The organism is Halorubrum sp. Hd13 (assembly GCF_002252755.1).
In the GTDB taxonomy this organism is placed as follows: Archaea; Halobacteriota; Halobacteria; order Halobacteriales; family Haloferacaceae; genus Halorubrum.
This window is the reverse complement of record NZ_NHOY01000025.1, coordinates 1-24,867: the sequence shown is the minus strand read 5'-3', so window position 1 is coordinate 24,867 and position 24,867 is coordinate 1. Positions and strand designations below refer to the sequence as shown.

General features: G+C 71.3%; 26 protein-coding genes. 9 read left to right on the top strand and 17 right to left on the bottom strand.

What is annotated here, in order from left to right; all coding sequences use genetic code 11:
• Nucleotides 1–41 precede the first annotated feature (41 nt).
• Complete coding sequence (locus DJ81_RS03490; protein WP_094522207.1) at nt 42–248, top strand: cold-shock protein; 207 nt, start codon at nt 42–44, stop codon at nt 246–248.
• A gap of 141 nt (nt 249–389) precedes the next feature.
• Here the strand turns inward: DJ81_RS03490 and DJ81_RS03485 are convergent, their stop codons facing one another.
• The 3 genes from DJ81_RS03485 to DJ81_RS03475 all read right to left on the bottom strand — a co-directional run bounded on the left by DJ81_RS03485 (nt 390) and on the right by DJ81_RS03475 (nt 3,382).
• On the bottom strand, nt 390–1,196 hold the full coding sequence (locus DJ81_RS03485; RefSeq protein ID WP_094527227.1) for a TrmB family transcriptional regulator: 807 nt from the start codon (nt 1,194–1,196) through the stop codon (nt 390–392).
• Nucleotides 1,197–1,339: 143 nt separating this feature from the next.
• Entirely contained in the window at nt 1,340–2,998 is a 1,659-nt protein-coding gene (locus DJ81_RS03480; RefSeq protein WP_094588465.1) for a DUF255 domain-containing protein, read from the bottom strand.
• Between the two features lie 162 nt (nt 2,999–3,160).
• A complete protein-coding gene (locus tag DJ81_RS03475; protein ID WP_094522210.1) occupies nt 3,161–3,382 on the bottom strand; it encodes a hypothetical protein in 222 nt (73 codons plus the stop codon).
• 255 nt (nt 3,383–3,637) lie between these two features.
• Between DJ81_RS03475 and DJ81_RS03470 the strand changes: the two genes are divergently transcribed.
• Both DJ81_RS03470 and DJ81_RS03465 read left to right on the top strand, forming a co-directional pair.
• Nucleotides 3,638–4,723 carry an asparaginase gene (locus DJ81_RS03470; RefSeq protein ID WP_094588463.1) on the top strand — a complete coding sequence of 362 codons (1,086 nt, stop codon included), beginning with the start codon at nt 3,638–3,640 and terminating at the stop codon, nt 4,721–4,723.
• A gap of 72 nt (nt 4,724–4,795) precedes the next feature.
• Nucleotides 4,796–5,974 (top strand): hypothetical protein, encoded by a 1,179-nt coding sequence (locus tag DJ81_RS03465; protein WP_094522212.1) that lies wholly within the window; start codon nt 4,796–4,798, stop codon nt 5,972–5,974.
• Nucleotides 5,975–5,997: 23 nt separating this feature from the next.
• On the opposite strand, the gene DJ81_RS03460 is transcribed toward DJ81_RS03465, so the two are convergent.
• From DJ81_RS03460 to cheB, 9 genes are all read right to left on the bottom strand, one after another.
• Nucleotides 5,998–7,170, bottom strand: coding sequence for a carbohydrate kinase family protein (locus DJ81_RS03460; RefSeq protein ID WP_094588530.1), 1,173 nt, complete (start codon nt 7,168–7,170; stop codon nt 5,998–6,000).
• A complete protein-coding gene (locus DJ81_RS03455; RefSeq protein ID WP_094588461.1) occupies nt 7,167–8,138 on the bottom strand; it encodes a ribose 1,5-bisphosphate isomerase in 972 nt (323 codons plus the stop codon). Before DJ81_RS03455 ends, DJ81_RS03460 begins: the two co-directional genes overlap by 4 nt.
• 76 nt (nt 8,139–8,214) lie before the next feature.
• A complete protein-coding gene (locus DJ81_RS03450) occupies nt 8,215–8,889 on the bottom strand; it encodes a class II aldolase/adducin family protein (RefSeq protein ID WP_094522214.1) in 675 nt (224 codons plus the stop codon).
• Nucleotides 8,886–9,599 carry an HAD family hydrolase gene (locus DJ81_RS03445; RefSeq protein WP_094588459.1) on the bottom strand — a complete coding sequence of 238 codons (714 nt, stop codon included), beginning with the start codon at nt 9,597–9,599 and terminating at the stop codon, nt 8,886–8,888. Before DJ81_RS03445 ends, DJ81_RS03450 begins: the two co-directional genes overlap by 4 nt.
• A gap of 195 nt (nt 9,600–9,794) precedes the next feature.
• A complete protein-coding gene (locus DJ81_RS03440; protein WP_094522216.1) occupies nt 9,795–10,667 on the bottom strand; it encodes a CheF family chemotaxis protein in 873 nt (290 codons plus the stop codon).
• On the bottom strand, nt 10,668–11,879 hold the full coding sequence (locus tag DJ81_RS03435; RefSeq protein ID WP_094522217.1) for a HEAT repeat domain-containing protein: 1,212 nt from the start codon (nt 11,877–11,879) through the stop codon (nt 10,668–10,670).
• On the bottom strand, nt 11,879–12,682 hold the full coding sequence (locus DJ81_RS03430; protein ID WP_094588457.1) for a protein-glutamate O-methyltransferase CheR: 804 nt from the start codon (nt 12,680–12,682) through the stop codon (nt 11,879–11,881). The genes DJ81_RS03435 and DJ81_RS03430 overlap by 1 nt, the downstream gene beginning before the upstream one ends.
• Nucleotides 12,679–14,958, bottom strand: a complete 2,280-nt coding sequence (locus tag DJ81_RS03425) for a chemotaxis protein CheA (RefSeq protein WP_094588455.1) — start codon at nt 14,956–14,958, stop codon at nt 12,679–12,681. The genes DJ81_RS03430 and DJ81_RS03425 overlap by 4 nt, the downstream gene beginning before the upstream one ends.
• Nucleotides 14,958–16,082: a chemotaxis-specific protein-glutamate methyltransferase CheB gene (gene cheB, locus DJ81_RS03420; protein WP_170938230.1), complete on the bottom strand. Its 1,125-nt coding sequence runs from the start codon at nt 16,080–16,082 to the stop codon at nt 14,958–14,960. The genes DJ81_RS03425 and cheB overlap by 1 nt, the downstream gene beginning before the upstream one ends.
• 102 nt (nt 16,083–16,184) lie before the next feature.
• Here cheB and DJ81_RS03415 point away from each other — a divergent pair, with 102 nt between their 5' ends.
• From DJ81_RS03415 to DJ81_RS03400, 4 genes are all read left to right on the top strand, one after another.
• A complete protein-coding gene (locus DJ81_RS03415) occupies nt 16,185–16,664 on the top strand; it encodes a chemotaxis protein CheW (RefSeq protein WP_094526308.1) in 480 nt (159 codons plus the stop codon).
• A 105-nt stretch (nt 16,665–16,769) separates the two neighbouring features.
• Complete coding sequence (locus DJ81_RS03410) at nt 16,770–17,465, top strand: ATPase domain-containing protein (protein ID WP_094558402.1); 696 nt, start codon at nt 16,770–16,772, stop codon at nt 17,463–17,465.
• Nucleotides 17,465–17,851 carry a hypothetical protein gene (locus DJ81_RS03405; RefSeq protein ID WP_094588453.1) on the top strand — a complete coding sequence of 129 codons (387 nt, stop codon included), beginning with the start codon at nt 17,465–17,467 and terminating at the stop codon, nt 17,849–17,851. Before DJ81_RS03410 ends, DJ81_RS03405 begins: the two co-directional genes overlap by 1 nt.
• 43 nt (nt 17,852–17,894) lie before the next feature.
• Nucleotides 17,895–18,503: a hypothetical protein gene (locus DJ81_RS03400; RefSeq protein WP_094588451.1), complete on the top strand. Its 609-nt coding sequence runs from the start codon at nt 17,895–17,897 to the stop codon at nt 18,501–18,503.
• A gap of 61 nt (nt 18,504–18,564) precedes the next feature.
• Here DJ81_RS03400 and DJ81_RS03395 read toward each other — a convergent pair whose 3' ends face one another.
• Nucleotides 18,565–19,167, bottom strand: a complete 603-nt coding sequence (locus DJ81_RS03395) for a hypothetical protein (RefSeq protein WP_094522225.1) — start codon at nt 19,165–19,167, stop codon at nt 18,565–18,567.
• A 131-nt stretch (nt 19,168–19,298) separates the two neighbouring features.
• On the opposite strand from DJ81_RS03395, the gene glmM reads away from it, so the two are divergent.
• Both glmM and DJ81_RS03385 read left to right on the top strand, forming a co-directional pair.
• Entirely contained in the window at nt 19,299–20,660 is a 1,362-nt protein-coding gene (gene glmM / locus DJ81_RS03390) for a phosphoglucosamine mutase (RefSeq protein WP_094588449.1), read from the top strand.
• A gap of 201 nt (nt 20,661–20,861) precedes the next feature.
• Entirely contained in the window at nt 20,862–21,152 is a 291-nt protein-coding gene (locus tag DJ81_RS03385) for a hypothetical protein (protein WP_094522227.1), read from the top strand.
• Nucleotides 21,153–21,248: 96 nt separating this feature from the next.
• Here DJ81_RS03385 and DJ81_RS03380 read toward each other — a convergent pair whose 3' ends face one another.
• The 4 genes from DJ81_RS03380 to DJ81_RS03365 form a co-directional block, all read right to left on the bottom strand.
• On the bottom strand, nt 21,249–21,914 hold the full coding sequence (locus DJ81_RS03380) for an Sjogren's syndrome/scleroderma autoantigen 1 family protein (protein WP_094522228.1): 666 nt from the start codon (nt 21,912–21,914) through the stop codon (nt 21,249–21,251).
• An 84-nt stretch (nt 21,915–21,998) separates the two neighbouring features.
• The gene (gene sufU / locus DJ81_RS03375; protein WP_094522229.1) at nt 21,999–22,421 is read right to left on the bottom strand and encodes a Fe-S cluster assembly sulfur transfer protein SufU; all 423 of its coding nucleotides are present in this window, start codon (nt 22,419–22,421) and stop codon (nt 21,999–22,001) included.
• A 94-nt stretch (nt 22,422–22,515) separates the two neighbouring features.
• Nucleotides 22,516–23,049: a response regulator gene (locus DJ81_RS03370; RefSeq protein ID WP_094522230.1), complete on the bottom strand. Its 534-nt coding sequence runs from the start codon at nt 23,047–23,049 to the stop codon at nt 22,516–22,518.
• 349 nt (nt 23,050–23,398) lie between these two features.
• Nucleotides 23,399–24,676: an aminotransferase class V-fold PLP-dependent enzyme gene (locus DJ81_RS03365; protein WP_094522231.1), complete on the bottom strand. Its 1,278-nt coding sequence runs from the start codon at nt 24,674–24,676 to the stop codon at nt 23,399–23,401.
• Between the last annotated feature and the right edge of the window lie 191 nt (nt 24,677–24,867).

Here is a 24,867-nt window from a genome sequence, read left to right as displayed (position 1 = left end):
TCGGAAGCGTTATGCCCCAAAGGACTGTACGTTTGATTGCAATGGCAAACGGAAAAGTTGATTTCTTCAACGATACTGGCGGCTACGGTTTCATTTCGACTGACGACGGCGATCTCGACGACGACGAGGACGTGTTCTTCCACATGGAGGATGTTGGCGGTCCGGACCTCGAAGAGGGTCAGGAGATCGAGTTCGACATCGAATCGTCTCCCAAGGGACCTCGCGCGACGAACCTCGTCCGCAACTAACGACTACTTCTGCCCTCGTTTGCAGCGATGGCCGGAAGTCTGTTTTTCCAGACGCTCACACGCCTAGTCAGCGGTCGCTGTCCGTGTTGTATTGACCGGAGCTAGATCAGAGTGCGTCGGTGAGTCGTGAGTAGAGCCGACTCACCCGAACGACAGCGGATCCGACTCCGCCCACCGCGGCTCGAACTCCTCGCTCACGCTCGTCGCGAACTCCGCGTCCTTCACGTCGATCATCGCGAACGGCTCGTCCCCCGAGAGCGGGTGCGGCACTTCGATGCACACCTCGATCCCGTCGAACACGTTGAACGTGCCGTCGACGCCCGCGGTCGTTCGGACCTCGAACCCCTCCATGTTGGAGAGCTCCGCGGTGTACCGCCGACCGACGCTCCGCGGCAGCGCATCGACCGTCTCCGGCGACAGCAACACCCGTATCTCGACGCCACGCTCCAGTGCCGACTCCAACTCGGCGGCCACCTGTTCGCCGATCGTGCCGAGGTCGAAGCCGGTCGCGGGCGCCCCGACGACGACGACCATCCGGCGCTCGGCGGCCGCGATCCGCTCTAAGAGGAGGTCCGTCGCCTCCTCCGCGCCGACGGCCGCGGTCCAGAACTGGCCGTCCACCGGCTCCCCCGCGTCGAGCTCCGTCGAGAGGTCCGCGACCACCTCCTCGTACTGCTCCACCTGCGTCTCCAGCTCGCGTTTCTTCTCGTCGAGCAGGCGGTCGAGCGCGGCGTCGGGCTCGACCGCCGCGTACTTCTTCGGCCGACTGGCGGCCTGGCTCCGGACGAGGTTGTGCTGCTCCAAGCTGTTGAGCACGTCGTACACGCGTCCCATGGGGACCTCGCTGGCCCGCGAGAGGTCCTTCGCGGTCGTCGGCCCGGTGCGCAGCAGCGCGCGGTAGGCGCGCGCCTCGTACTCGGAGAGCCCCAGATCCCGGAGAGATGCCATACCATCCGATCACGCGGCATTGACATAAACACGTCGCCCGTTTACACGCGGGTGCGGTGGTGAGCGGCGCTCCGCGGCTACCGGACGATCGATCGAATCGACGCAGACGACCGAAGGCGGACGACAACGACGGATACCGCGTCCTACTCCGCGGTCTCGGCGACTCGCCGCATCAACTCGTCCGGCGTTTCCGCCGGCTCGGAGACCGCGTCGCCGGCGACGACAAGCGCCGACCCCGCGGGGACCGACCGCGGCGCCGGCGACCCCTCCGCGTGGGCGTTCGGGGCGACGACCTTCTCGTGGTCCGCGACTCGCCAGGCCGCGCGGTGGAGGTCGCTCCCCGGCTCGTCGCCGACCGCCATAAGGGTGGTGCCGCGGAGCAGGCGCCCGACGAGGCTCCCATAACCGGCGACCTGCATGCCAAGCCGCTCCGTGGCCCCGGCGAACGACGCCGCGGTCTCGCGGGCGACCTCGCGGTAGCGGTCCTCGCCGGTCAGCGCGGCCAAGTCGAGTAGCGCGGTCGCCATCTCGACGTTGCCGTCGAGGGGACGGAAGGGGCGGTCGAGCAGGCCCGGCCCCGACCGCGGTCCGTCGACGAAGGAGCCGTCCACGTGAAGTCGATCGATCGCTCGGTCCGCGACCGCGCGGGCGACGTCGGCTCCATCACCGAGAACGCCGACCGCCCGCACGTACGCGCTCACGACGCGAGCGACGTCGTCGAGCAAGTCCGACTCGCCGACCTCGTCGCTGCCGCGGTAGCGGGTCACCTCGCCGGTGTCGGCGTCGATCAGGTCGCGTTCGAGACCGTCGAGGATCCGGTCGGCGTACTCGCGGGCACGCTCGTCGTCGGTGTACGCGGCGACCGCGAGCAACGCGTCGGCCGCGAGCGCGTTCCCGCCCGCGAAGACGGTGAGGTCGCGGCGGGGCGGGTCGAGATCCGCGCGGTCGTCGGCGGGCGCGGCGTAGTAGGCGCGACCGAGCCCGGGCCCGAGGCTCCCGCCGACGCCGTAGCCGGTCCAGAGGTCGTCGGTGAGGAAGTCGACCGCGTCGGTCGCGGGCCCCAGGTACGCCTCGTCGCCGGTGTAGAGGTAGGCGTTCGCGAACGCGCGCGTGACCGCCGCGTTCGTGTCGATCGGCTTTTCGTAGGCGACGTCGCCCCAGTCGCGGGTCCCGGCGAACCGGAAGAAGCCGCCGGCGACGTCGTCGGCGAGGTGGTCGCGAACCGCGTCGAGCGTCCGGAGGGCGCGATCGCGGTCGCGCTTCAGCGCGAACTCGACGGTGCGGGGAAGCGGGAACTTCGCGTCCGTCCCCCAGCCGGCGTGCTCCTCGTCGTACTTCACCTCCACCTGCCCGGCGAGGTGGCTCTCGATCGCGTCGGTCAGCTCCCCGCGGGGCGGGAGGTCGGCGTCGAGCGCGCGCGGCACTCTCCCCCCCGAGCGCCCCTTATCGGCCCACATCTGGCGGACGGACTCCAGCACCTGCCGCATCCCGTCGACGTCGAGGTAGCCCGCGCCGGTGAGCAGTTCGCCGTCGGGCGTGAGGAACGCCGTGGTCGGAAACCCGCCCATGTTGTACCGCTCTCGCACGCGCGGGAGACGGTCGACGTCGACGCGGACCGGGACGAACCCCTCGTTGACGTTGGCGGCGATCCGGGGCTCGGCGTACGTGACGGCGTCCATCTCGTGACAGCCCTCACACCAGGTGGCGGACAGCGAGAGGAGCACCGGACAGTCCCGCTCGTCGGCTTCGGCGAACGCCTCGGGCCCCCAGTCGCGCCACTCGACGTGCGTCTCGTCGGTCATACGGGAGGTCGGGTCGGCCCGTGGGTAAGCGCTTCGAGACCGGACGGGAGGCCGACGGCGGCGAACGCGATGACGGCAGTCAAATGACGGCGCGGGAGGGAGGGCGTGGTCGGACGGTTCGGTGCGTCTGGAGGGCGACGCCTCGGCGCTGCCGGTCCGCGGTCAGCGCTTGTAGTCGTGGCCGAGCGCGAGCGCCAGCGCGTTCGCGAACAGCAGGGCGACGAACAGCCGTCCGGTGCCGCCGTCGAGCCCCGAGTACAGCAGGGCGGGGTACGTGGCAGGGATGGCGATCGCGGCCCAGAAGGCGGCGGCTTTCAGGGTGCCGGTCATCAGCCCGGCGACCTGTCGGCCGGAGGCGAGGCGCGTGGGGGCGGGGATAGACATTGACAGTTTCGTGTATGTCTGGGGACCCCATATATCCAGCAGAGGGTTCGGGGAATTTCACCACGTTTCTCGACGGGTTACGAACGTTTTAACACGGGCACAAAATCATTTTAACCGTTTATACGTCTCTCTAATCCTTTTCTCTCGTGATCGCGAGAGCCGAGCGGACGACCGCCGGTCGCCCCCGATCGGCACCGGGTCCGGCGCGGCTGCCGCGGGACCAACCGCTTTGGTCCTCCGGGAGAACGGGGAGGTATGACGGACACGGAGCCGACGGCGGAACGCGGAGCGCGGAACGGGGGACGGACCGCGGCCGACGGCGGGGCGAAACCGCGAGTGGCCGTCGTCGCCTGCGGCGGCACCATCGCGTCCGAGCCGGACGACGGCGGCGCGGCGCCGGCGAAGACCGGCGACGACCTCGTCGCGGCGGTCCCGGGCGTCGAGCGGTACGCGACCGTGAGCGCCCGCGAGGTCTGCTCGCAGCCGGGGTTCGACGTGCGGTGGCGCGACGTGCTCGCGACCGCGGACGCGGCGCGCGAGGCGGTCGCGGGGGGCGCCGACGGCGTCGTCGTCACCCACGGCACCGACACGCTCGCGGACACCGCCTTCGCGCTCGACCTCCTCACCGACCTCGACGCGCCGGTGGTCGTCACGGGCGCCCAGCGCCGGCTCGACGAGGTCTCCAGCGACGCGCCCGCGAACCTGACGCTCGCGGTCCGGGCCGCCGCGGACGCGCGGTTCGCGCCGGGCGTCCACGTCGCGTTCGACGACGAGCTCCACGCCGCCCGCGACGTCGTCAAGGCCCACAGCAACGCGCTCTCGACGATGACCTCGCCGGGGGCCGGACCGGTCGCGACGTTCACCCGCGCCGGGTCGCGGCTCGTCCGCGAGCCGCGGCGCGGGGTCGGCGTCGACCCGCTCGCGGACGCGATCGAAAGCGCCGAGGACGTCCCCGAGGTCCCCGTGGTCCACTCCGGAACGGGAGTCGGCGCCGGCGCGGTCGAGCGCGCCGTCGACGCCGGCGTCGGGGGGCTCGTGATCGAGGGGACCGGCCTCGGCAACGCGACCGCCGCGATCGGCGACGCGGTGGCCGACGCCCTCCCGGAGACGCCCGTCGTCGTCGCCGGCCGCCCGCCGGCGGGACCGACCGACCCGGTGTACGGGACGCCCGGGGGCGCGGTCACGCTGGCGGAGCGCGGCGTGACGTTCGCCGGCCCGCTCCCGGCGTCGAAGGCGCGGGTCGCGCTCGGGCTCGGGCTCGCGGCCGGCCTCGACCGCGGCGAGCGGGACGCCGAGGGCGTCGCCCTCGGCGACCTGTTCCGAACGCCGGGGAGCGTCTGAGCGCCGGAGATAGCACAGAGAAGCGTTTGTGCCTACGGGAAGCCCTTATGCGCGTCCCGCGTAGCGACGGCCATGATCCGACGCACGCGGCGGACGGTCCTGTGCGGTCTCGGCGCCGGAGGCGTCGCCGCGCTCGCCGGCTGTACGAGCGGAGGCGATCCGGGGGCCGGCGACGGCGCAGACGGGAGCGACGGTACCGACGGAGGAGACGGGGGTGACGGCGGTGACGGCGACGACGACAGCGATCCGGACCCCGAGACCGAGGTGCATCAGGTCGGCGGCGCCCTCTCGGGCCCGGCGTGGAGCCGCGAGGAGCGCCGCGGCTTCGCCGCGCTGATCACCGATGAGAGCGACGCCGCGTGGGTGCTCCGGGAGGCGCCTGAAGAGACGGTCGCGTTCGTCGAGGCGACCGACTTCGACGAGTCGGCGCTCGCGTACGTCGAGTCGGTCGGGCCGACGACCTGTCACGCCAGGATCTCGTTCGCCGACGTCGCGGTCGAGGACGGGACGCTCGTCGCGAGCGCGAGCGTCGAGGGGCCCGAGAGTTACGAGATCGCCTGCGGGGAGGCGATCACCTTCTCCGGAGCCTTCCTCCGGGTCGCGACCGACGCCCGCCCCGACGCGATCCGGGTATCGGTCACGGACGGGTGGGGCGAGACGGGCGAGGTGAGCGGCGAGGACGGCGTGCTCGACCCGGAGCGACTCGACGGGTACGTCCGCCCGGACGGCGACCCCGAGACCGTGCCCGCCGGGCTCGACTGCGAGACGGACGACTTCCAGCGCCACCCCGCCGTATACGAGGACGGCGTGTCGTGGGGCACCGGCGGCGGCGCCGGGGGGGACGGCGACGGCCTCGAACTCCGCGTCGTTGACCCGAACGGCGACGGCGGGGCCGCGGCCGCCGCGTTCGAGCGCGGCGACGAGCTCCGGATCGAACTGACCAACGCCTCGGGACACGAGGCCTACGTCGGCAACCGAGGGAAGTACAACCTCGAACTGCGGACCGAGTCGGGATGGAGGGAGATCCGCGGCGCCGAGGCGGGGACGACGTTCGACTACACCGACGAGGCGATCGGCGTCCGGCCGGGCGAGACGCTCGCCTGGGAGTTCGAGCTGACCGAGGCGGGGCTGATCGAGGGCGGTCCGCACGCCGACGACCTCCGGGTCTGTCCCGACCTCGTCCCGGGCCGTTACCGGTTCGTCTTCTGGGGCGCCGACGACCTCGCGGTCGCGTTCGACTACGCGGGGTAGTTCGGCGGCTCCAGTCCCGTCGCCTACGCCCGAACTTCGATCAGGAGGTCCGACTCGGGCGACTCGCCCATCACCTCGCGGATCCGGTCCCACGAGAGGCTCGCGCGGGCGGTCACCGTCTCGGCCGCGGCCGCGCCGCAGGCGTTGCCGACGAGCAGGGGCACCTGGTAGTCGCGCGGGTCGTGCGAGAATCCGCCGTCGACGATGTCGGGCTCACGGAGGGCCGCGCCGAGGAATCCGGCCGCGAAGGCGTCGCCGGCGCCGGCCGTGTCGACCGGGTCGACGTCGAAGCCGGGATGCGAGACGTCGCCGTGCGGCGTCCGGACCGTCGCGCCCTCGTCCCCGAGCTTGATCGCGACCACGCGGTCCGTCGGCTCCCACGGGTCGATGTCGGTCGAGTCGGCCAGCGCGTCCGCCTCCCGAGCGTTCAGAAACAGGGCGTCGGCCGCGTGGAGCGCGGCCTCGAACTCCCGGTCCCCGACGCGCCGCCCGGGGTCGAAGCTGCGGGTCGCGCCCGCCTCGCCCGCCGCGGTCGCCAGCGCGGCCGCCGTCTCCGGCTGCTGTCCCGTCAGGTGGAGGTGGTCGGCCGCCGTCAGGGTGTCGCGGTCGAGCCCGGCCGCGGTGAACGACTCGTTGGCGCCGTCGTTCGCCAGCATCAGCAGCTCGCCGCCGCCGTCGACGATCACGTACTTCACCGAGGTGGGCTCGTCGGCGTCGACGAGCACCTGGCCGGGGTCGACGCCGGCGCTCGCGAGCTCGCGGAGCGCGAGCGCGCCCGACTCGTCGCCGCCGACGCTCCCGTAGACGACGGACTGCCCGCCGAGGTCGACGAGCCCGACCGCGACGTTCGCGGCGCTGCCGCCCCCGGACTGTTCGAGCCGCTCGATCCGGGTCTCGCCGTCCGGCTCCGGCAGTCGGTCGACGTGGACCGTCACGTCCCAGTTGATGTGACCCGCGGCGATCACCTTCGGCACGCGGCTCGACTCCTCCGGCGAGAGGTCGGGGTCCGTACCGACGGGTCCGGATCCGCCCGGCGCTCCCGCGCCGTCACCCGGTTCGGCGTCGTCTGACTCCCACTCGGAGACCTCCTCGTCCCACTCCGCGACCTCCTCCTCCCAGTCGTCGCGCCCGGTCTCGCTCCCGTCTCCGTTCCCGCTCCTCTCTCCGTTCCCGCTCCTCTCTCCGTTCCCGCTCATGGCTCCGCCCACGGCTCCGCGGCCCCCTCGCCGAACAGCTCCCGCATGAGCGTCACGATGCTCTCCGGCGGGAACTGCCCGTGCTCGGTGACGATCGCGTCCATGTACCGCGGCGGCGTCACGTCGAAGGCGGGGTTCTCGACCGCGATCTCGCCGATCGCCTCGCGGTCCTCGGTCCCGATCACCTCGCTCTCGTCGCGCATTTCGATCTCGACGGTGTGACCCGTCAGCGTCTCCGGGTGGAGCTTGATCGTCTGGGCCGCGGTCATGATCGGAACGCCGCGCTCGCGGGCGTTGACCGCGAGCCCCGAGGTGCCGATCTTGTTGATCACGCCCCCGTCGGCGGCGATCGAGTCGGCCCCCACGACGACGTGGTCGACCTCGTCGAGGTAGCGCCGGGCCGCGGAGTCGACGATGAGCGTGACCGGGACCCCGGCGTCGCGGAGCTGTTCCGCGGTGATGTGGCCCTGCTGTCGCGGACGCGTCTCCTTGACGACCGCCGAGATCGACTTCCCCTGCTCGACGGCCGCCTCGATGCACGCGAGCGCGTCGGTCGAGTGACAGTGCGTCATCACCGTGTCGCCGTCGGCGAGGCGGTTGGCGCCCACCCGCCCGAGGTCCTCCTGCGCGCGGTCGAGCTGGCGGACGAACGCCTCGCTCGCGTCGACCACGCTCCGGCGGAGCCGATCGACGTCGTCGCCCTCCATCCGCTGGAGGACGTACCGGAGGGCGTTCGGCAGCGAGACGGCCGTGGGGCGGGTCTCGCGGAGGTCGCGGGCCGCGGAGCGCATCGACGCGCGGAACGCCGTCGGGTCGCTCGCGGTCCGCCCGCTCTTCGCGGCCGCGCGCGCCTGCTCGGCGAGCGCCTCGGCGGCGGCGGAGGCGATGGTCGCCGCCCCGCGGATCTCCATCGTCGCGATCTCCTCGGCGGTCTCGCGCACCGCGGCCGCCGGCTCGTGCTCGGTCATATCGATCCGGTAACCGGCCGGGTATTTATATAACCGGGCGACTGGCCGAGAGTCCGGCCTCACTCCGCGTCCCGCCCTACTCCGAGTCCGGCTGCTGGCCGTAGCTCTCGAACCGCTCCTCGACGGTCGCCAGCTGGTCGTCGGTGAGGACGGTGGGCTCGCCGACCGCCGACGCCCGGAGGTAGAGTCGGCAGAGGTCCTCGACGTGGCGCGTGTTCTCGACCGCGGTCTCCAGGTCCGGCCCGGTCACCACCAGCCCGTGGTTCGCGAGGATCGCCGCGTCGGAGTCGGCCTCGGCCATCGCGGCGACGACGTTCGCGGCCAGTTCCTCGGTCCCGTACGGCGCGTAATCCGCGAGCGGCACCTCCCGGCCCACCGAGACGATCATGTAGTGGACCGGCGGGAGCCGCCGGCCGAGCGTCGCCATCGTCGTCGCCCACGGGGAGTGGGTGTGGACGATCGCGCCCGGCCGGTCGTGCTTGTAAATCCCCGTGTGCATCGGCACCTCGCTTGACGGTGCCATCCGGCCCGCCAGGCGCTCGCCGTCGAGGCCGACGACCGGCACGTCGTCGGCGTCGAAGGAGTCGTACGGCACGCCCGTCGGCGTCACCGCGACCGCGTCGCCGTCGCGGACGCTGAGGTTCCCGGTCCGGCCGGGCGTCAGGCCGGCGAGCGCCGGCGCGTACTCGACGACGGACTCGCGAGCGTCGCGGAGCAGGTCGGGGTCGGGATCCGTCGGGTCCCAGCTCACGGCGCCACCTCCGTCAGGTCGGCGAAGGCGTCCGGGCGGTAGTCCGGTCGCCGCCGCTCCGGGAGCTCGTCGTCGGCCGGCGCGTCGCCGCCGGCGTCGAACAGGGCGGTGTCCATCCCGACCGCGTTCGCGCCCGCGACGTCGGCGTCGACGTTGTCGCCGACCATCAGCGCCTCGCTCGGCCGGCAGTCGAACGCCGCGAGGGCGGTCGTGAATGGCAGCGCGCTCGGCTTCTCGCGGCCCACCTCCTCGGAGGTGACGAGCCGGTCGATCCGGTCGTCGATCTCCAGTCGAGCGAGCTTCTGCAGCTGGACTCGGGTCGTGAGGTTGGTCACGACCGCGACATCGACCCCCGCCGCCGCGAGCGCGTCGAAGACCGACTCCACGCCGTCACAGAGCCGCATCTCGGACGCGTACCCCTCCCAGTAGGCGTCGCCGAGCGCGAGCGCGGCCGCGGCGTCCCGCTCGCCCGCGTGGCGCCGGAGCGCGCGCTTGAAGTAGATGTGCCGGTCGTGAGAGGCTGCGGTGCCGGCCGTCTCGCGCTTCGCCTCCAGTCGCGCGGTCGCGTACAGCTCGTCGAACGCCTCGCGGTCCATCTCGTACCCGCGCTCGCGGAACGCCGCGAGCGCCGCCCGCTTGCCGGCCTCGTTGCAGGGCGGATACGGGTACAGGGTGTTGTCGAGGTCGAAACAGACGGCCTCGTAGCTCATGCCCCCACTCGGCCGGGCGGCGACTTAAGCGTGGTTCGACGCGGTCGCTCCGTCGATTTATAAGCGATACCGCGGCCAGCGCGCCCGTGAGCTGAGCCGTCGTCCGCGGCGGCCGAGGCGGGAGCCCGGCGCACCGCCGCGGAGAGGGACCGCGCCGGCTGTTCGCTCGGGTCCGTCAGCGATCGGTCCGACCGCTCACTGCTCGTTCATCGCCTCGCTGGCGATGTTCCGACCGCGGGAGTTGAGCGCCACCTCGCGGCGCACCCGCACCTCCTCGACCACGTCGAGCTCGACGAGCCGCTCGAACGTCTCCTCGACCGCGTCGACGTCCATCCCGAGGAACGACGGGATCTCGAACGGCGAGACGCCGGAGTACAGCGCCATCAACACCTCCCGGTCGCGGCTGGAGAGGTCGACGTTCGTCGAACTGCGCTCCTCGCCCTTCCGGAGCCACGCCTCGACGAACCGCATCCGGTTGGGATCGCCGGCGACGTGCGTCTCGATGCTGGTGCCCTCGTCGTCGGTGTGAGACACCTCGATGACGGGCTTCTTCTCGCCGTTGACGGTGCGTTTGGCCGCGTCGAGGCCGCTGATATCGTCGAGGTCGAACTTCACGAACGCGCCGCTCTCCAAGGCGGCGTTGAGCCCGTTCTCGTCGATCTTCACGCGGGCCTGCTCCCACTCGGTCTCCTGGACGACGCCGCCCTCGATCGCGGGGTGTTTGGCGGTCACCGTCCGCTGGTCGAGCAGCGCCCGGTAGACGTCGCGCTCGAACGCCTCGTGGTCCGACGCCGCGACCAACAGCACCTGGTTTCCGAGGTCGAAGCTCACGTAGTTCGAGACGCGCGCGACCGACTGGTTGGCGTCGTGGCGCCCGCCCAGCCCCCGGAGCTCCGAGAGTGGGATCGTTCGCTTCCCGTCGTTGCCGGCGAGGATGAGCCGCCGGTTCGAGAGGAGCACCCGCCCCGGCGTCCACGAGACGTCGCTCACCTTCCGACCCTCTCGGACGGCGACCGCGAAGCGACCCTGCGTGTCCGTCACCTTGTACTCGCCGCCGCCGTCGGACATCTACGGTCCCCCCGCCCGGAGCTTGGACACCGCAGAGAACACCCGCTGCCGGACCGCGGAGCTCTCGTCGTCGGTGAGGTCTTCGAGCCGGTTCAGCGTCTCCTGCCCGCCGATCTGCCCGAGGACGAACACCGCCTTCGCCCGCGCGTCCTCCGGGTGTTCGGTGCCGAGCCGGTCGAGCAGCCGGTCCTCGACGATCGGGCCTCCGAGGCTCTTGAGGCTCGTGGCCGCGAACTGAGCTGTCTGCGCGTCCTCGTCGGCGAGCGCGTCCGCGAGCGCCTCGACCGCGAGCGCCGACTCCGGCTCCGCGACGCGACCGAGGATCCACGCCGCGTTCCGCCGCTGGCGGCTCTGCTGGCCGTCCGTGAGGATCTCGACGAGCGGCTCGACGACCGTGGCGTCGTCCGCCGACTTCAGCTCGGAGACGACGCGGTCGCGGACCGCGTGGCTCTGCTCGGTCGGCACGTTCGACAGCAGCTCGATGACCGAGTACACCGCGGCGTTCCGGACGACCGCGCTCTCGTCGCCGAGCGCGCGCGCCAGCGGCTCAACCGGCTCGGGGTTGTTCGCCTTCCCGAGCGCGCCGGCGGCGATCCGCCGGAGCGACTCGTCGCCGTCGTCGAGGAGGTCGAGCAGCGGCGACAGCGCCTGGTCCGTCCCCACGTTCCCGAGGGCGTTCGCCGCGGCGCGCTTGACCCGCGGATCGCCGTCGTCGAGCCGCTCCGTCAGCGCCGGCACCGACCGCGGGTCCGCGAACGTCCCGCAGGCCTGACAGGCTCGCAGCCTGACCCGTGGGTCCTCGTCGTCGAGCGCCTCGACGAGGTGCTGGAGCCCGCTGGCGTCGTCGAGCCCGCCGAGCGCGTTCGCGGCGGCCATCCGGAGCTCCGGGCGGTCGGCCTTGAGCGCGCGGGCGAACTTGCGGGCGGTGACCCACTCCGCCTCGGAGCCGCTGGTGCCGGTGAGCTCCTCGAGCAGTTGTTCGAGCGCCGCCTGTCCGAGTTCGTCGAGCGCGTCGACCGCGGCGCCGCGGACCTCCGCGTCGTCGTCTCTCGTCGCCGCCCGGAGGAGCCCCTCGACCGTCGCCTGGTCGTCGACGTCGCCGACCTCCCCCAGAAACTCGGCCGCTCGGCGCCGGACCGCGGCGCTGTCGCTGCTCAGCGCGTCCCTGAGCCGTTCCGCGTTCCCGTCCCGGGCGTACTGGTACAGGGACATCAGACCCTCCCGAACACCCGTCGGCGCTTGTCGATCGGCTCGTACCTGTCGGACCGCTCCGGCGGGACGCTCTCCGTCATCCCGAGCACGAGCACGCCGTCGTCGGCGAGCGACGCCTCGAGCGTGTCGAACAGCGCGCCCTTGTGGTCGACGTCGATGTAGATCAGGAGGTTGCGACACAGCACGACGTCGAACGGGTCGCGCGCGCCGTCGCGGATCAGGTCGTGCGTCTCGAAGTCGACGAGCCGCTGGACCGCCCGCCGAACCCGAAACGTGTCGCCGTCGCGCTCGACGTAGCGGTCGGGGTCCGAGAGCGGCTCCAGCTCCTCCGCGATGTCCGTCGTCCGAGTCGTGTGATAGACGCCGTCGCGGGCGTTGTCGAGCGCCTCTTCGCTGATGTCGGAGCCGAGCACCTCGATCCGCGACTCGTCGATCTCGGGGTCGTCGCAGGCGAGCATCGCGACCGAGTACGGCTCTCGACCGTCCGCCGAGGGGGCCGACCAGACGCGGACCCGCCGCTGCTCGCTCGTCCGCTCGCGGAGCACGTCGCGGAGGACGTCCCACATCTCGGCGTTGCGGAAGAACTCCGTCACGTTGATCGTGAGCGCGTCCATCAGCGCACGCCGCTCCTCGTCGTCCTCCCGAAGCAGGCGCTCGTACTCCGCGTGCGACTCGGTGTCGCGGCGGCGCATCCGCGCCGTGATCCGGCGGTCGAGGTACGACTCGTTGTAGTAGCCGGGCTCGAACGGAACGGTGTCGTCGATCTGACGGAGGACGCCCTCGAAGGCGGTCTCGCCGCTCATAGGCTCACCACGTCGAGCACGGCCACGACGTCGCCGTCGCCGAGGACCGCCGTGCCGCTCAGTCCCGGCGTCCCGGACAACGGCCCGTCGAGGGGTTTCACCACCACTTCTTCCTGGTCGAGCACCGCGTCGCAGTGGAGCGCGACCTGCCGGGTCTCCTCGCGGATCCGCACCAGCATCCCCTCGTCGGTGACGCCGCCGTCGGTCGATGCGGCCTCGGCGTCGCTCACCGCGGCCTCGGCGTTCGCCGGCGGTCCGTCCTCCGCTCCGGCGTCGCTCTCTCCGGATCCGTCGCCGATTCCCGAGCCGACCGCCGCGGCGCCGCTCTCCGCGAGGCGCTCGTTCAGTCGGATCACGGGGTAGAGGTCGTCCTCGTGGCGGACGATCTCGTCGCCGTGGACCTCCTCCACGTCGTCGGCGCGGGCGACCTCGGCGATCGACTTGATCGGGATGCCGTACTCCGTGCCGCCGACGTCGACGAACATCACCTTCACGATGGCGACGGTGACCGGGAGGCGGAACCGGACCGTCGTTCCCTCGCCGGGCTCGCTCTCGACCGCGACGGAGCCGTCGAGGTCCCGGGCGGTCGTCCGGACGACGTCCATCCCGACCCCGCGCCCGGAGACGTCGGTGACCTCCTCCGCGGTGGAGAAGCCGGGGTGGAAGACGAGGTCGTACACCTCGTCGTCCTCCATCGCCTCGACCGCCTCGCGGCTCTTGACGTCCTCCTCGACCGCCTTCTCGCGGAGCTGGTCCGGGTCGAGTCCGCCGCCGTCGTCGGCGACCTCGATTATCACGTGGTCGCGCTCGCGCTCGGCCGTGAGCCTGACGTGTCCGGTCGGATCCTTGCCGGCGGCCTCGCGCTCCTCGGCGGACTCGATCCCGTGGTCCACCGCGTTCCGCAGGACGTGCACGAGCGGGTCGCGCATCTCCGTGAGGATCGTGCGGTCGAGCTCCACGTCGTCGCCCTCGATCTCGAAGTCGATCCGCTTGTCGAGGTCCCGCGAGATGTCGCGGACGAGCCGCGGGAACGAGTCCGACACCTGCGAGAACGGGATGAGCCGCATGTCCATCGCCGTGTCCTGGAGGCTGGACGCGAGCTTGTCGAGCTCGTCCAGCGTGTCCGACTCGGCGTCCGCCGCCTCCAGCTCGCGCCGGAGCTTGATCCGGCTCGTCACCAGCTGCTCGACGAGCCCGTACAGCTCGTCGACCTGGTCGACGTCGACTCGGATCGACTTGATCTCGTCGCGGTCGGTCGTCTCGGACTCCGCCGGCTCGCCGTCGGGCGCACCCTCGGCCGTCTCTCCCTCGCCGGGGCCGGTCTCTTCGGTCGGCGCCGGCGCCGCCTTTTCGGCCTGCGCGCTCGACTCGTCGCCGTCGGCGGCGGCGTCGCCGGTCTCCGCGTCGGCGGCGTCACCGGTCTCCGCGTCGGCGGCGTCACCGGTCTCCGCGGCGGCGAGCGCGGTCGCGACCGACTCGACCTGCGTGAGCGCGCCGAGCCCCTCCGCGACCACGTCGGGGTCGGCGCCGGCGACGAACGCGTCGAACCCCTCGTCGTACTCGCCCTCCTCCAGCGCGTCCGGGTCCGGATCCGTGACGTGGCCGTCGAACTGGCCGTCGAGCGCCTGCAGGACGAGCGCGGCGTCGACGCCCGCCATCGACGTCTCGCCGATCGTCACGTCGGCGTACACCACGGGGGCGTCGAGCCCCGCGGCGGCCGCCGGGAGATCGGGGACGGAGACGTCGTCGCCGTCGGCCGCGTCGTCGTCGCCATTTTCGGCAACCGTGTCGTCGCCGTCGGTCGCGTCGTCGCCGTCGGCGTCGGCGGTGTCAGCGGTGTCGTCGCCGTCGCCGTCGGCGGTGTCGTCGCCGTCGCCGTCGGTCGCGTCGTCGCCGACGGTCCCGTGTTCCTCCATCTCCCGGAGGCGGCCCTCCAGATCCGAGGGGTCGGTCGCGACCTCGCCGGCGTCGGCGATCTCAGCGACCATCGCCTCGACGGTGTCGACCCCCTCGAACAGGAGGTCCATCAGCTCGGGCGTCACCTCGCGGTCGCCCTGTCGGACCGCGTCGAGCAGGTCCTCGAGGGCGTGCCCGAAGTCGGAGACGTCGTCGTACCCCATCGCCGCGGCGTTCCCCTTCAGCGTGTGGGCGACGCGGAACACGTCGTCCATCGCCTCGGCGTCCTCGGGGTCGGCCTCCAGCGCGAGCAGGGCGTTGTTGAGGTCCGTGATGCCGTCCTCCGCCTCGGCGACGAACGCGGCGCGGTGGGAGTCCATCAGGCCTCACCCCCCACGATCGCGCCGGCGACGTCGTCGAGGTCGCGCACCTCGTCGACGCCGCCCGTCTCGACCGCGCGCTTCGGCATGCCGTAGATGACGCAGGTGTCCTCGCTCTGTGCTATCGTCCGGGCGCCGGCGTCGGCCATCGCCCGGATCCCCTCGGCGGCGTCCGAGCCCATCCCCGTCAGCACGACGCCGACCAGCGGGTCGTCGACGACCTCGGCGGCCGAGCGCATCGTCACGTCGGCGGCCGGCGTCACCGACTGCGAGTCGTCCTCGTCGAGCTTCACGCGGAGCCGCCCGGCGCGGTAGCTGTCGATTCGCGTGTGGCTCCCGCCGCGGGCGACGACGGCCTCGCCGGGGCCGATCCGCGCCCCGTCGCTCGCCTCGCGCACGTCGTACGCCGAGGCGGCGTCGAGCCGGTCGGCGAACCGAGCGGTGAACGCCTCCGGCATGTGCTGGACGATGACGATCCGACAGTCCGCCTTCGGCAGCGCCGACATCACGCGCTCGACCGCGTTCGGCCCGCCCGTCGACGAACCGATCACGACCGTCAGCGGGCCGTCGACGTCCACGGCCGCGGTCCCGGGCGAACCGCTCGCGCCGGCCGAGGCGGTCGCGCCCGGCGACGGATCGCTCGCGGCGCCGTCGGCGTCGCTCTCTCGTCGGTCCCGGGTCGCCGCGTCGAGGTCGGCGTCGGCGACCGACTTGACCGCCTCGACCAGCCGGTCGGACTCGCGCGAGACGCCGGTGGATACCTCGCCGCCCGGCTTCGAGAAGAAGTCCACCGCGCCGCGTTCGAGCGCCTCGAACGTCACTTCCGCGCCCTCGGCCGTGTGCGCTGACAGCATCAGGACGGGCGTCGGCGTCTCGTCCATCAGGCGCTCGACCGCCTCCAGCCCCCCCATACCCGGCATTTCGACGTCCATCGTCACCACGTCGGGACGCGTCTCGGCGACCACCGACAGCGCCTCCGCGCCGTCGCCGGCCTCGCCGACCACCGCCACTCCGGCATCCGTCAGGAGATCGGCGATCAGGCCCCGCATGAACGGCGAGTCGTCGACGACAACCACTCGTAAGGAGTCGTCGCGACCGCCCCGCCGATCCGTCGTCCTACTCATGTGCGATAGCGGGCCCAGAATCAGCATAAATCCACGGACCCAGTAATCACCCCTGATAATTCAGGGGACACGGTTATTGGCCCCTTCGCCGCAGGTCAGGCCATGGCAGCCACCGAGACGGAGGCCGAGCCCACGAAGGTGTTGGAGTTCGGACTAGGCGACGGGACGTACTGTCTGGACATCGGCGTCATCGACGAGATCGTCGACGCCGGCGAGCTGACGCGCATCCCCAACTCGCCGGACCACGTCGAGGGCGTGATGGACCTGCGCGGGCGGACGACGACGATCGTCGACCCGAAGACGCTGTTCGACATCGCGGCGGAGGGCCCGCGCGAGCGCATCGTCGTGTTCGACGACGCCGAGATCGACGAGGGCGGTACCGTCGGCTGGATGGTCGACGAGGTGTTCCAGGTCCGCGACGTCGCCCCCGAGGACGTCGATCGGGGCACGACCGTCGACGACGAGGGGATCCGCGGGATCGTCAAGTCCGACGACCGCTTCGTCGTCTGGGTCTCCCCCGACGTCGAGGACGTCGGCGACATCGACGCCGCCGACGTGGTCCCCGAGGACGCCGAGGCGTAGCTCGCGGGGCCGGGACGAGCGTCGCGACGACGGCGGCGGCGCGACAGTTCTCACCAGTGAGAAACGCGAGCCAACCCTTATGCGCCGACCGGCGAGTGGCTTCGTATGCGCGTCACAAGCGGCGTTCCCGGGTTCGACGGTCTCGTGGACGGCGGCTTCCCGGAGAGTCGTTTATACGTTGTAAGCGGCCCTCCCGGCAGCGGGAAAACGACGTTCTGCTCGCAGTTCGCCGCGCAGGGCGCCCGTAACGGCGAGGACGTCCTGTATATCAGCATGCACGAGACCAAGGAGGGGATCCGGCGCGACATGAGCGGGTACGACTTCGGGTTCGACCGCGCGCTCGACACGGACCGAGTCACGTTCCTCGACTCCTTCTCCTCCGACGGCCGCCGGTTCTTCGGCCTCCCGGGCGAGCGTCGGGACCATTCCGGGGTGACGAACCGGCTCACCGGCTTCATCAACTCCCGCGACATCGACCGCGTCGTCTTCGACTCCACCATGCTGTTGCGGTTCCTCCTCGACGACGACGAGGACACGATGATCCAGCTGCTCTCCTCGCTGAAGCGGACCGACGCGACGACGCTCCTCATCTCCGAGATGACCGACCCGAGCGCGTACTCGGAGGAGCACTACCTCGCGCACGGCGTCGTCTTCATGCACAACTACCTCGAGGACGACGGAATGCAGCGCGGGGTCCAGGTGCTGAAGATGCGCGGGACCGACGTTGACACCGACATACAGGACGTTCAGTTCACGGACGGCGGGCTCCGCGTCGGCGCCGCCACGACGGTGACCCACTGATGTACGACCGGACCTTCGGCACGGAGTGGAACGAGCTCACTCGCGAAGAGGCGGTTCGACGGGCGTTCGCCCTCGGCGTCGCCGCGGGCGTCGGGAACGGGCGCTCGGCCGAGCTCGACCGCGTGATGGAGGCGTTCCCGAGCGCGTACGACAGGAGCCTCGTCGAACTGGCGTACGACGAGGGGCGGACCAAGGCGCTCGACGCCGCCGACGACGCGGACGACCCGGAGGAGGTCTGGGAGACGCTCGTCGACGCCGCGGGGACGCCCCGCGAGTCGCCCGTCGGAGCCGCGCTGCCCGGAGCGATAACGGATCTGACACTAACGCGACCGCCACGAGAGGGTCCCCCATCGTCACTCGACCTCCCGTCGATGCTGCGGAAGTGATCCCTCGGAAGGGTTTTACGCGATACCCCCTCAACCCAGACACATGACCGTGCTTCCCGACGCTGTCCGCGACGCCGACAGCGTGCTCGTCAGCGGCCCCCCGATGAGCGGGAAGTACGACCTGTTCAACCGGATGCTCGCCGAGTGGACGGACGAACCGGTCGTCATCTCGACCGGCCGCACCGCGGAGAAGGTCCGCGGCGACTACGAGTCGATCACGGGACGGGACGGCGACGACGTGACCGTCATCGACTGCGTCACCCACGAGCAGGGCGACAAGCGCGACGACACGCCGACGACCAAGTACGTCGGCAGCGCCGGGAACCTCACCGACATCGGGATCAAGTTCACCGACGTCGTCGAGTCCTCGACCGGCCGCGACCGCGCGGTCGGCCTCTACTCGCTCTCCCAGCTGTTGATGTACTGGGACCCCGAGCGCATCTACCGATTCACCCGCGTCATGACCTCGCAGACGTCGGGGGAGGGGTGGCCCTTCGTCGGCGTCGTCGGGTCGACGGCGCACGACGAGCAGGTGGTCCACACCCTTCACGAGCCGTTCGAGGTCGTGGTCGAGACGCGCGTGGAGGGCGACGACCGCGAGTTCCGCGTCCGCGGGCGGGTGGGCGGCCCCTCCGACTGGACGCAGTTCTGATCGGAAGCGGCGACCGCGCCGGTCGAACCGGAACCGGAACCGGATCCGGCGGCCGCGACGCTCACCCGATCAGCTCGAACTGCGCCCCCAGCGGCGGCGCGTCGACGATACCCCAGTAGACGAACCGGTACGTCCCGGGACCGAGCGGCGGACAGACGGTCAGGTCGAGGTCGGGGACGGCCGAGGCGATCGCTTCTTCGTCGAGGTCGATCGACCAGCTGTACGCCCCGGTCGGGCCGAACGCCTCCTCGGTACGGGGGAGCTCGACGGCCTCTCCGGTCGTCGAGCCGCGGACGTCGAGCCAGCCCGCCGCGGTCTCCCGCTGGACCGAGTAGGCGTGTCGCCCGAGGGCGGTCGCGGGCTCGTCGCCGGTGTTCCGCAACACCAACCGGAGCGACTGGCCGTACGTCTCCGAGTTGCCCTCGGCGGACAGTTCGACGGTCGTCTCGGCCGTCTCGACGAGCGTCCCCGCAACCTCCTTCTCGAACGGCTGCGAGAGCCGGACGAACTCGTCGTCCCCGCAGGACAGCGTCTCCGGGGTCCCCTCGGGCCCCTGCGGACCGTCGCCGGCGGCGAAGTCGAGGCAGCCGGCGGCGCCGACCGCTCCCGTCGCGGCCAGCGTCGCCCCGGTCCGCGCCAACAGGTCGCGTCGCGTGCGCTCCATGCGAACCGTAGGGGCGGGACCGGTTTCAAGGGCACGCGTTCGGGCGACCGACGCCCCCTCGGACGGGCCGCACCGCCTCGGCGCGCTCGGGGTTCGGAACCGCTTTCCCGTCGGCCGGCCCATGACCGGCCATGGAGCTGTTCGGATCCAGCGGCATTCGCGGGGTCGCGCTACGGTACCTCACGCCGGAGCTCGTCCTCGACATCGCGAAGGCGGCCGGATCGGTGTGGGACGCCGACCGGGTCGCCGTCGCCCGCGACACCCGCACCACCGGCGAGCTGTTCGTCAACGCCGCCGCGAGCGGGCTCGCCGCCGTGGGTTGCGACGTCGACCGACTCGGCGTCGTGCCGACGCCCGCAGTCGGGAACTACTGCGAGTCGACGGGGGTCCCGGCCGTGCTCGTCACCGCCTCGCACAACCCGCCGGAGTTCAACGGGATCAAGCTCGTCGGCGACGACGGCGTCGAGCTCTCGGTCGACGTGCTCGAACGCGTCGAGCGCCGCGTCCTCGACGACGAGTACGACCTCGCCGACTGGCGGACCGCCGGCGCGACGACGGCCGTCGAAGGTGCCGTCGACGACTACGTCGACCAGCTGCTCGACGCGGTCGACCGCGAGGCGATCGCCGACGCCGGGCTGACGGTCGCGGTCGACCCCGGTCACGGCGCGGCGTCGGTGGCGTCGCCGCGGATCTACCGCGAGCTCGGCTGTGACGTGCTGACGGTGAACGCGACGCCGGACGGCCACTTCCCCGGTCGCGACTCCGAGCCGATCGCGGAGAACCTCGAAGCGCTCTCCCGGCTCGTCGCGACCTCCGAGGCCGACGTGGGGATCGCCCACGACGGCGACGCGGACCGCGCCGTCTTCGTCGACGAGGACGGCGGGTTCGTCGACGGCGACACCTCGTTCGCGGCGATGGCCGACGCCTGCGTGGAGCCCGGCGACAGCGTCGTCAGCGCCGTCAACGTCTCCCAGCGGCTCGTCGACGTCTGCGACGCGAACGACGCCGACCTTGAGCTGACCCCCATCGGCGCGACGAACATCATCACCCGGACGCGCGAGCTCCACGAGGCGGGAGTCAACGTACCCGTCGCCGGCGAGGGGAACGGCGGGCTGTTCTTCCCGCCGTACCGGCTCTCGCGGGACGGCGCGTACATCGGCGCTCGCTTCCTCGAACTGCTCGCGGACGCCGGCGAGCCGGTCAGCGACGTGGTCGCGCCCTACGCCGACTACCACTTCGTGCGCCGGAACGTGGAGTACGCCGACGCCGCCGAGCGCGACGAGATGCTCTCCGCGGCGCGGGCGTACGTCGAGACCGCCGACGCGAAGCCGAACACCACCGACGGCTACCGCCTCGACTACGGCGACGCGTGGGTGCTCGTGCGTCCCTCCGGCACGGAGCCGAAGGTCCGGATCTACGCCGAGTCCGCCGACCCGGACCGCGCCGAGCAGCTCGCGACGGACATGCTGGTGGCCGTCGAGAGCGGGCGGTAGTCGGCGACCGAAGCTTGAGACGGAGACGCCGGGAGCGACGCGTCTCGCTCGAGGCGGCGCCGTTCGCCGGCCCGCGAGCTCCGTGCGGACGCGCCGCGTCGTCGGTCGAACGCGGGGGGCGAGACCGCGTCGACGACACGTGACAGAACCCCGTCAGTTACCGGTAGTAATATATTAACTCATGTTGTAGTAAGAATAGACATGGCCGCGAAGAAGCCCGGCGTCGCATCGCGCATCGACCGAGACGGTTCGACCGCACCGATCGATCTGGTGCGGACGATGGAGAGCAAAACGGAGACGATCACCGGCGCCGTCGCGTCGGGAGCGGTAACGCTGGAGGAGCTGGACCGCTTCGTCCGGCGCGTCGAGCGCGGCGAGGTGGACTGCTGCGACGGGACCGACGCCGTCGTCCGGATCGTCCGGTCGCTGTTGAGCGACCGCCGTCCCAGCTGGGAGGAGATGGAGCCGGCCGGGCGGGCGACGGGCGCCTGACGGCGCGCGTTCGAAAGGATCGGGTATCCGCGGCTTCGGACCGCTCGTTCGCGTTCTCTCTCTGTTCTGAGGCGCCGCGTCCGCTCGCGTCGCTCCCTACCGGTCGAGCGCCGAGAGCGCCTCGGCCGCCTCGCGGGCCGCCCGTAGGTGGTCGCGCGCCCGCCGCGGGTCGTCCGTCTCCTCGGCCGCGACGGCGAACCGATGGAGCGTCCGCGTCAGCGACGCCCGGGCGTCGGCGACACTCTCGGAGCCGGCAGTCGTCGTCGGGGGGCTCTCGGACGCGCCCGCGGTCGGGTCGGGGACCCCGGTCGACGGCTCCGGGGTCGTCCCAGTCGACGGCTCCGAGGGCGTCCCAGTCGACGGCTCCGAGGGCGTCCCAGTTGACTCCCGGTCGGGGCGCCGCGGCTCGGCCGAACCGTTCGCGCCGGTCGCCGGGGACGGCGCTCCGTCAGTCGGGGGCGTCGGCGAGCGGTCGACCGCGTCCGCGCCGACGTCTCCGGACGCGGCCGAAGTCGAGGTGCCCGCGGTCGGGTCGGCGCTCCCCTCGTCCGCGGCGTCGACCGTGTGGCAGGTCGGGCAGAACTCCTGCCCGTCCTTCCGGAAGATGGGGTCGCCGCAGTCGTCGCAGTGGCGGTTCGTCATCGTCGCCCCCTGCAAGAGGAGCTCCGACATCCGCTGCGTGTGCTCGCGCTTCTCCTCGTCGTCCGCGAGCTTCTCGCGGAGCTTCTCGCGCTCGGCCTCCTTGTCGAACCCGTCGCTCATGGGCGGACGAACGTGGTTGACGAGCAAAAGTCCGGTGGGCTCGGGACGACCGGGGCGCGGCGGCGACCGCCGCTCCGCCGTCGGCTACTCCTCGGTGATCGTGCGGTCGTCCGGGTCGAGCTCGCCGCGGTGGATCTTCGAGCCGTCCTGCGCGACCTGCCGGCCGAGGACCGCGCACTTCACCCGCATCGGTGAGATGTCGACGCCGAGCATCTCCGTGACGTCGTCGGTGTCCATCCCGTGGAGCTCCTCGACCGCCATCCCGTGGAGCCGCTCCGAGAGCATGCTCGCGGAGGCCATCGAGATGGCGCAGCCGTCGCCCGTAAACCGGACCGCTTCGATCGTCTCGCCCGCCTCGTCGAGGTCGACGTCCATCCGGATCGTGTCGCCGCAGGAAGGGTTTTCGCCGACGTGCGTGAAGTCCGGCTCCTCGAGCTCACCGTAGTTGCGCGGGTTCTTGTAGTGGTCGAGGATCTGCTGCCGGTACATGTCCGAGCCCAGTCCCATATCGGGTTCAAGTAGGCCAGTGCGGGACAAAAGGGTTCCGTCGATTGTGACGACCGGGCGCGGGGACCGCGAGCCGACGAGCGGCGGACACCGACTACTCCTCGGATCCGGCGGTCTCTGCGCCCGGCCTCGGCCCGGACGGAGGCGCCGCCGTCTCGGCGGTTCGGGGGCCGTTGCCGGCGACGAGCTCGCGGAGCCGTTCGAGGAGGCGCTCGTACTGCCCGCGTTCCGAGCGCTTCGTGAAGTACCCGTCAGCGCCGGCTTCGAGCGCCAACGCCTCGGTCTCGCCCTCGCGACAGGTGGTGTGGAACAGCACCGGCACGTCGCTCCCGTCGCGGCGGAGTCGACGGACCAACTCGACGCCGGAGCCCTCCGGCAGCCGCTGTTCGGTCACGACACAGTCGACCGCGTCGGCCGCGTCGAACGCCGCGGCGACCCCGTCGACCGACCGGACCGTGACCCCGTCGACCGACCGGTCCGTGAACGCCGCGAACAGCTCCGCCGCGCGCGAGTCGGGTTCGACGTGAAGCACCGCGACGGAGTCGGGTTCCGGCGTCGAGTCGCGGTCGGCGGCGTGCATCTCTGTCTGGGCATCGGGCGCGGCGGCGGACGGTGAAGTGTCGGTCATGAACGGGTGATATCTTCGCAACGCCGCTACGGCCGATTGCAACGGACGTCGCTCTCGTTTTACTATTTTTACTCGGATAGTAATAATAATTGTGCGACCACCGTTGTCACGCCTCTCGGGTTGCCAGCGGCCCGATCGCTTGTGATGACGATCGACGGGCAGACGGTGGAAACGATGCGAGCCGGGAGCGTCGAACAGCGGAACCGAACGACGGTTCGGGGGCGGCCGGAGAAGCGATTACTTAGTGGTCTTCGACTTGCCGCTCCGGTCCGGCGGTTTCGGCACACTCAGGCCTCGCGTATCGCGGCGGATCCGAGCGAACGGCCGCCCGCGTCGACGCGCGGGGGCCTCAGGCGAACAGGTCGCGCGCCTCGCCGACGGCCTCGACGAGAGCGTCGACCTCCTCGACGGTGTTGTAGAGGTAGAAGGAGGCGCGCGCGGAGGCGGAGACGCCCATCTCGTCGTGGAGGGGTTGGGTGCAGTGGTCGCCCGCGCGGATCGCGATCCCGTAGTCGTTGAGGATGCTGGAGAGGTCGTGCGCGTGGACGCCCTCGACGTTGAACGCGACGAGGCCGCCGCGGTCGTCGCCGGGCGGCCCGTAGATCTCCACGCCGCCGAGCGCCGACAGCTCGTCGTAGGCGTACTCGGCGAGGAGGTCCTCGTGGGCCTCGACGCGGTCCATCCCGATCTCCTCTAAGTACTCGATCGCCGCAGCGAAGCCGATCCCCTGCGCGATCGAGGGCGTCCCGGCCTCGAACTTCCACGGGAGGTCCTCCCACGTGGAGTCCTCGAAGGAGACCCGCCGGATCATGTCGCCGCCGTAGAGGTACGGCTGCATCGACTCCAACAGCTCCTCGCGGCCGTACAGCGCGCCGATCCCGGTCGGGCCGCACATCTTGTGCGCGGAGAACGCGAAGAAGTCGACCCCGAGCTCATCGACGTCGACCGCGCGGTTCGGCACCGACTGCGCGCCGTCGGCGAAGATGTACGCGCCGTGGTCGTGCGCGAGGTCGGCCAGCTCGGCGATCGGGTTGATCGTGCCGAGCGTGTTCGAGATGTGGACGACCGACACCATCTGCGTGTCGTCGTCGATGAGGTCCGCCGCGTCGTCCATGTCGAGCCGCCCCTCGTCGGTCACGTCGATAAAGCGCACGTCGGCGCCGGTCCGCTTGCCGATCTGTTGCCAGGTGACGAGCGAGGCGTGGTGCTCCATCTCGGTGAGGACGACGTTGTCACCGGGACCGAGCTCCTCGAGGCCCCACGCGTAGGCGACGAGGTTCATCGCCTCGGTCGTGTTCTTCGTGAAGACGATCTCCTCGCGGCCCGCGGCGCCGACGAAGTCGGCGACCGCGTCGTGGGCCTCCTCGTAGGCGACGGAGGCCTCCTGGCTCAGCTGGTGGATGCCGCGGTGAACGTTGGCGTTGTAGCTCCGGTAGTAGTCCGAGATCTCGTCCACGACCGGGTCGGGGGTGTGCGAGGTCGCCGCGTTGTCGAGGTAGACGAGCGGCGTGTCGTCGCCCGGTCCCTGTCCCGGCGACTCCGGATCCCCGCCGACCTTCCGGTCGAGGACGGGGAAGTCTGCCCGGAGCGCTTCCACGTTGAACGGGTACTGCTCCTGAACTCCCATTACGCTGATTTGGGCCCCGAGCACTAACACATCTTCGGTCCGGCAGGTGTTGCTCGCGACTCGGACGCGGATCGTTCTTAAAAGAAAGGGACGATCTCAGTCACCGCCAACGCTCCGGCCGCTCGATTATAAATGGCTGCTCGGAAGTCAGCCCTGAAGACCTCCGAAACCCCAGCCGCGACGGCTCGCGC

What these genes read in the sequence shown, in the direction of transcription:
- DJ81_RS03490 (WP_094522207.1), top strand. Translation starts at nt 42, where the DNA reads ATGGCAAACGGAAAAGTTGATTTCTTCAACGATACTGGCGGCTACGGT.
- DJ81_RS03485 (WP_094527227.1), bottom strand. Translation starts at nt 1,196, where the DNA reads ATGGCATCTCTCCGGGATCTGGGGCTCTCCGAGTACGAGGCGCGCGCC.
- DJ81_RS03480 (WP_094588465.1), bottom strand. Translation starts at nt 2,998, where the DNA reads ATGACCGACGAGACGCACGTCGAGTGGCGCGACTGGGGGCCCGAGGCG.
- DJ81_RS03475 (WP_094522210.1), bottom strand. Translation starts at nt 3,382, where the DNA reads ATGTCTATCCCCGCCCCCACGCGCCTCGCCTCCGGCCGACAGGTCGCC.
- DJ81_RS03470 (WP_094588463.1), top strand. Translation starts at nt 3,638, where the DNA reads ATGACGGACACGGAGCCGACGGCGGAACGCGGAGCGCGGAACGGGGGA.
- DJ81_RS03465 (WP_094522212.1), top strand. Translation starts at nt 4,796, where the DNA reads ATGATCCGACGCACGCGGCGGACGGTCCTGTGCGGTCTCGGCGCCGGA.
- DJ81_RS03460 (WP_094588530.1), bottom strand. Translation starts at nt 7,170, where the DNA reads ATGAGCGGGAACGGAGAGAGGAGCGGGAACGGAGAGAGGAGCGGGAAC.
- DJ81_RS03455 (WP_094588461.1), bottom strand. Translation starts at nt 8,138, where the DNA reads ATGACCGAGCACGAGCCGGCGGCCGCGGTGCGCGAGACCGCCGAGGAG.
- DJ81_RS03445 (WP_094588459.1), bottom strand. Translation starts at nt 9,599, where the DNA reads ATGAGCTACGAGGCCGTCTGTTTCGACCTCGACAACACCCTGTACCCG.
- DJ81_RS03440 (WP_094522216.1), bottom strand. Translation starts at nt 10,667, where the DNA reads ATGTCCGACGGCGGCGGCGAGTACAAGGTGACGGACACGCAGGGTCGC.
- DJ81_RS03435 (WP_094522217.1), bottom strand. Translation starts at nt 11,879, where the DNA reads ATGTCCCTGTACCAGTACGCCCGGGACGGGAACGCGGAACGGCTCAGG.
- DJ81_RS03430 (WP_094588457.1), bottom strand. Translation starts at nt 12,682, where the DNA reads ATGAGCGGCGAGACCGCCTTCGAGGGCGTCCTCCGTCAGATCGACGAC.
- DJ81_RS03425 (WP_094588455.1), bottom strand. Translation starts at nt 14,958, where the DNA reads ATGGACTCCCACCGCGCCGCGTTCGTCGCCGAGGCGGAGGACGGCATC.
- cheB (WP_170938230.1), bottom strand. Translation starts at nt 16,082, where the DNA reads ATGAGTAGGACGACGGATCGGCGGGGCGGTCGCGACGACTCCTTACGA.
- DJ81_RS03415 (WP_094526308.1), top strand. Translation starts at nt 16,185, where the DNA reads ATGGCAGCCACCGAGACGGAGGCCGAGCCCACGAAGGTGTTGGAGTTC.
- DJ81_RS03410 (WP_094558402.1), top strand. Translation starts at nt 16,770, where the DNA reads ATGCGCGTCACAAGCGGCGTTCCCGGGTTCGACGGTCTCGTGGACGGC.
- DJ81_RS03405 (WP_094588453.1), top strand. Translation starts at nt 17,465, where the DNA reads ATGTACGACCGGACCTTCGGCACGGAGTGGAACGAGCTCACTCGCGAA.
- DJ81_RS03400 (WP_094588451.1), top strand. Translation starts at nt 17,895, where the DNA reads ATGACCGTGCTTCCCGACGCTGTCCGCGACGCCGACAGCGTGCTCGTC.
- DJ81_RS03395 (WP_094522225.1), bottom strand. Translation starts at nt 19,167, where the DNA reads ATGGAGCGCACGCGACGCGACCTGTTGGCGCGGACCGGGGCGACGCTG.
- glmM (WP_094588449.1), top strand. Translation starts at nt 19,299, where the DNA reads ATGGAGCTGTTCGGATCCAGCGGCATTCGCGGGGTCGCGCTACGGTAC.
- DJ81_RS03385 (WP_094522227.1), top strand. Translation starts at nt 20,862, where the DNA reads ATGGCCGCGAAGAAGCCCGGCGTCGCATCGCGCATCGACCGAGACGGT.
- DJ81_RS03380 (WP_094522228.1), bottom strand. Translation starts at nt 21,914, where the DNA reads ATGAGCGACGGGTTCGACAAGGAGGCCGAGCGCGAGAAGCTCCGCGAG.
- sufU (WP_094522229.1), bottom strand. Translation starts at nt 22,421, where the DNA reads ATGGGACTGGGCTCGGACATGTACCGGCAGCAGATCCTCGACCACTAC.
- DJ81_RS03370 (WP_094522230.1), bottom strand. Translation starts at nt 23,049, where the DNA reads ATGACCGACACTTCACCGTCCGCCGCCGCGCCCGATGCCCAGACAGAG.
- DJ81_RS03365 (WP_094522231.1), bottom strand. Translation starts at nt 24,676, where the DNA reads ATGGGAGTTCAGGAGCAGTACCCGTTCAACGTGGAAGCGCTCCGGGCA.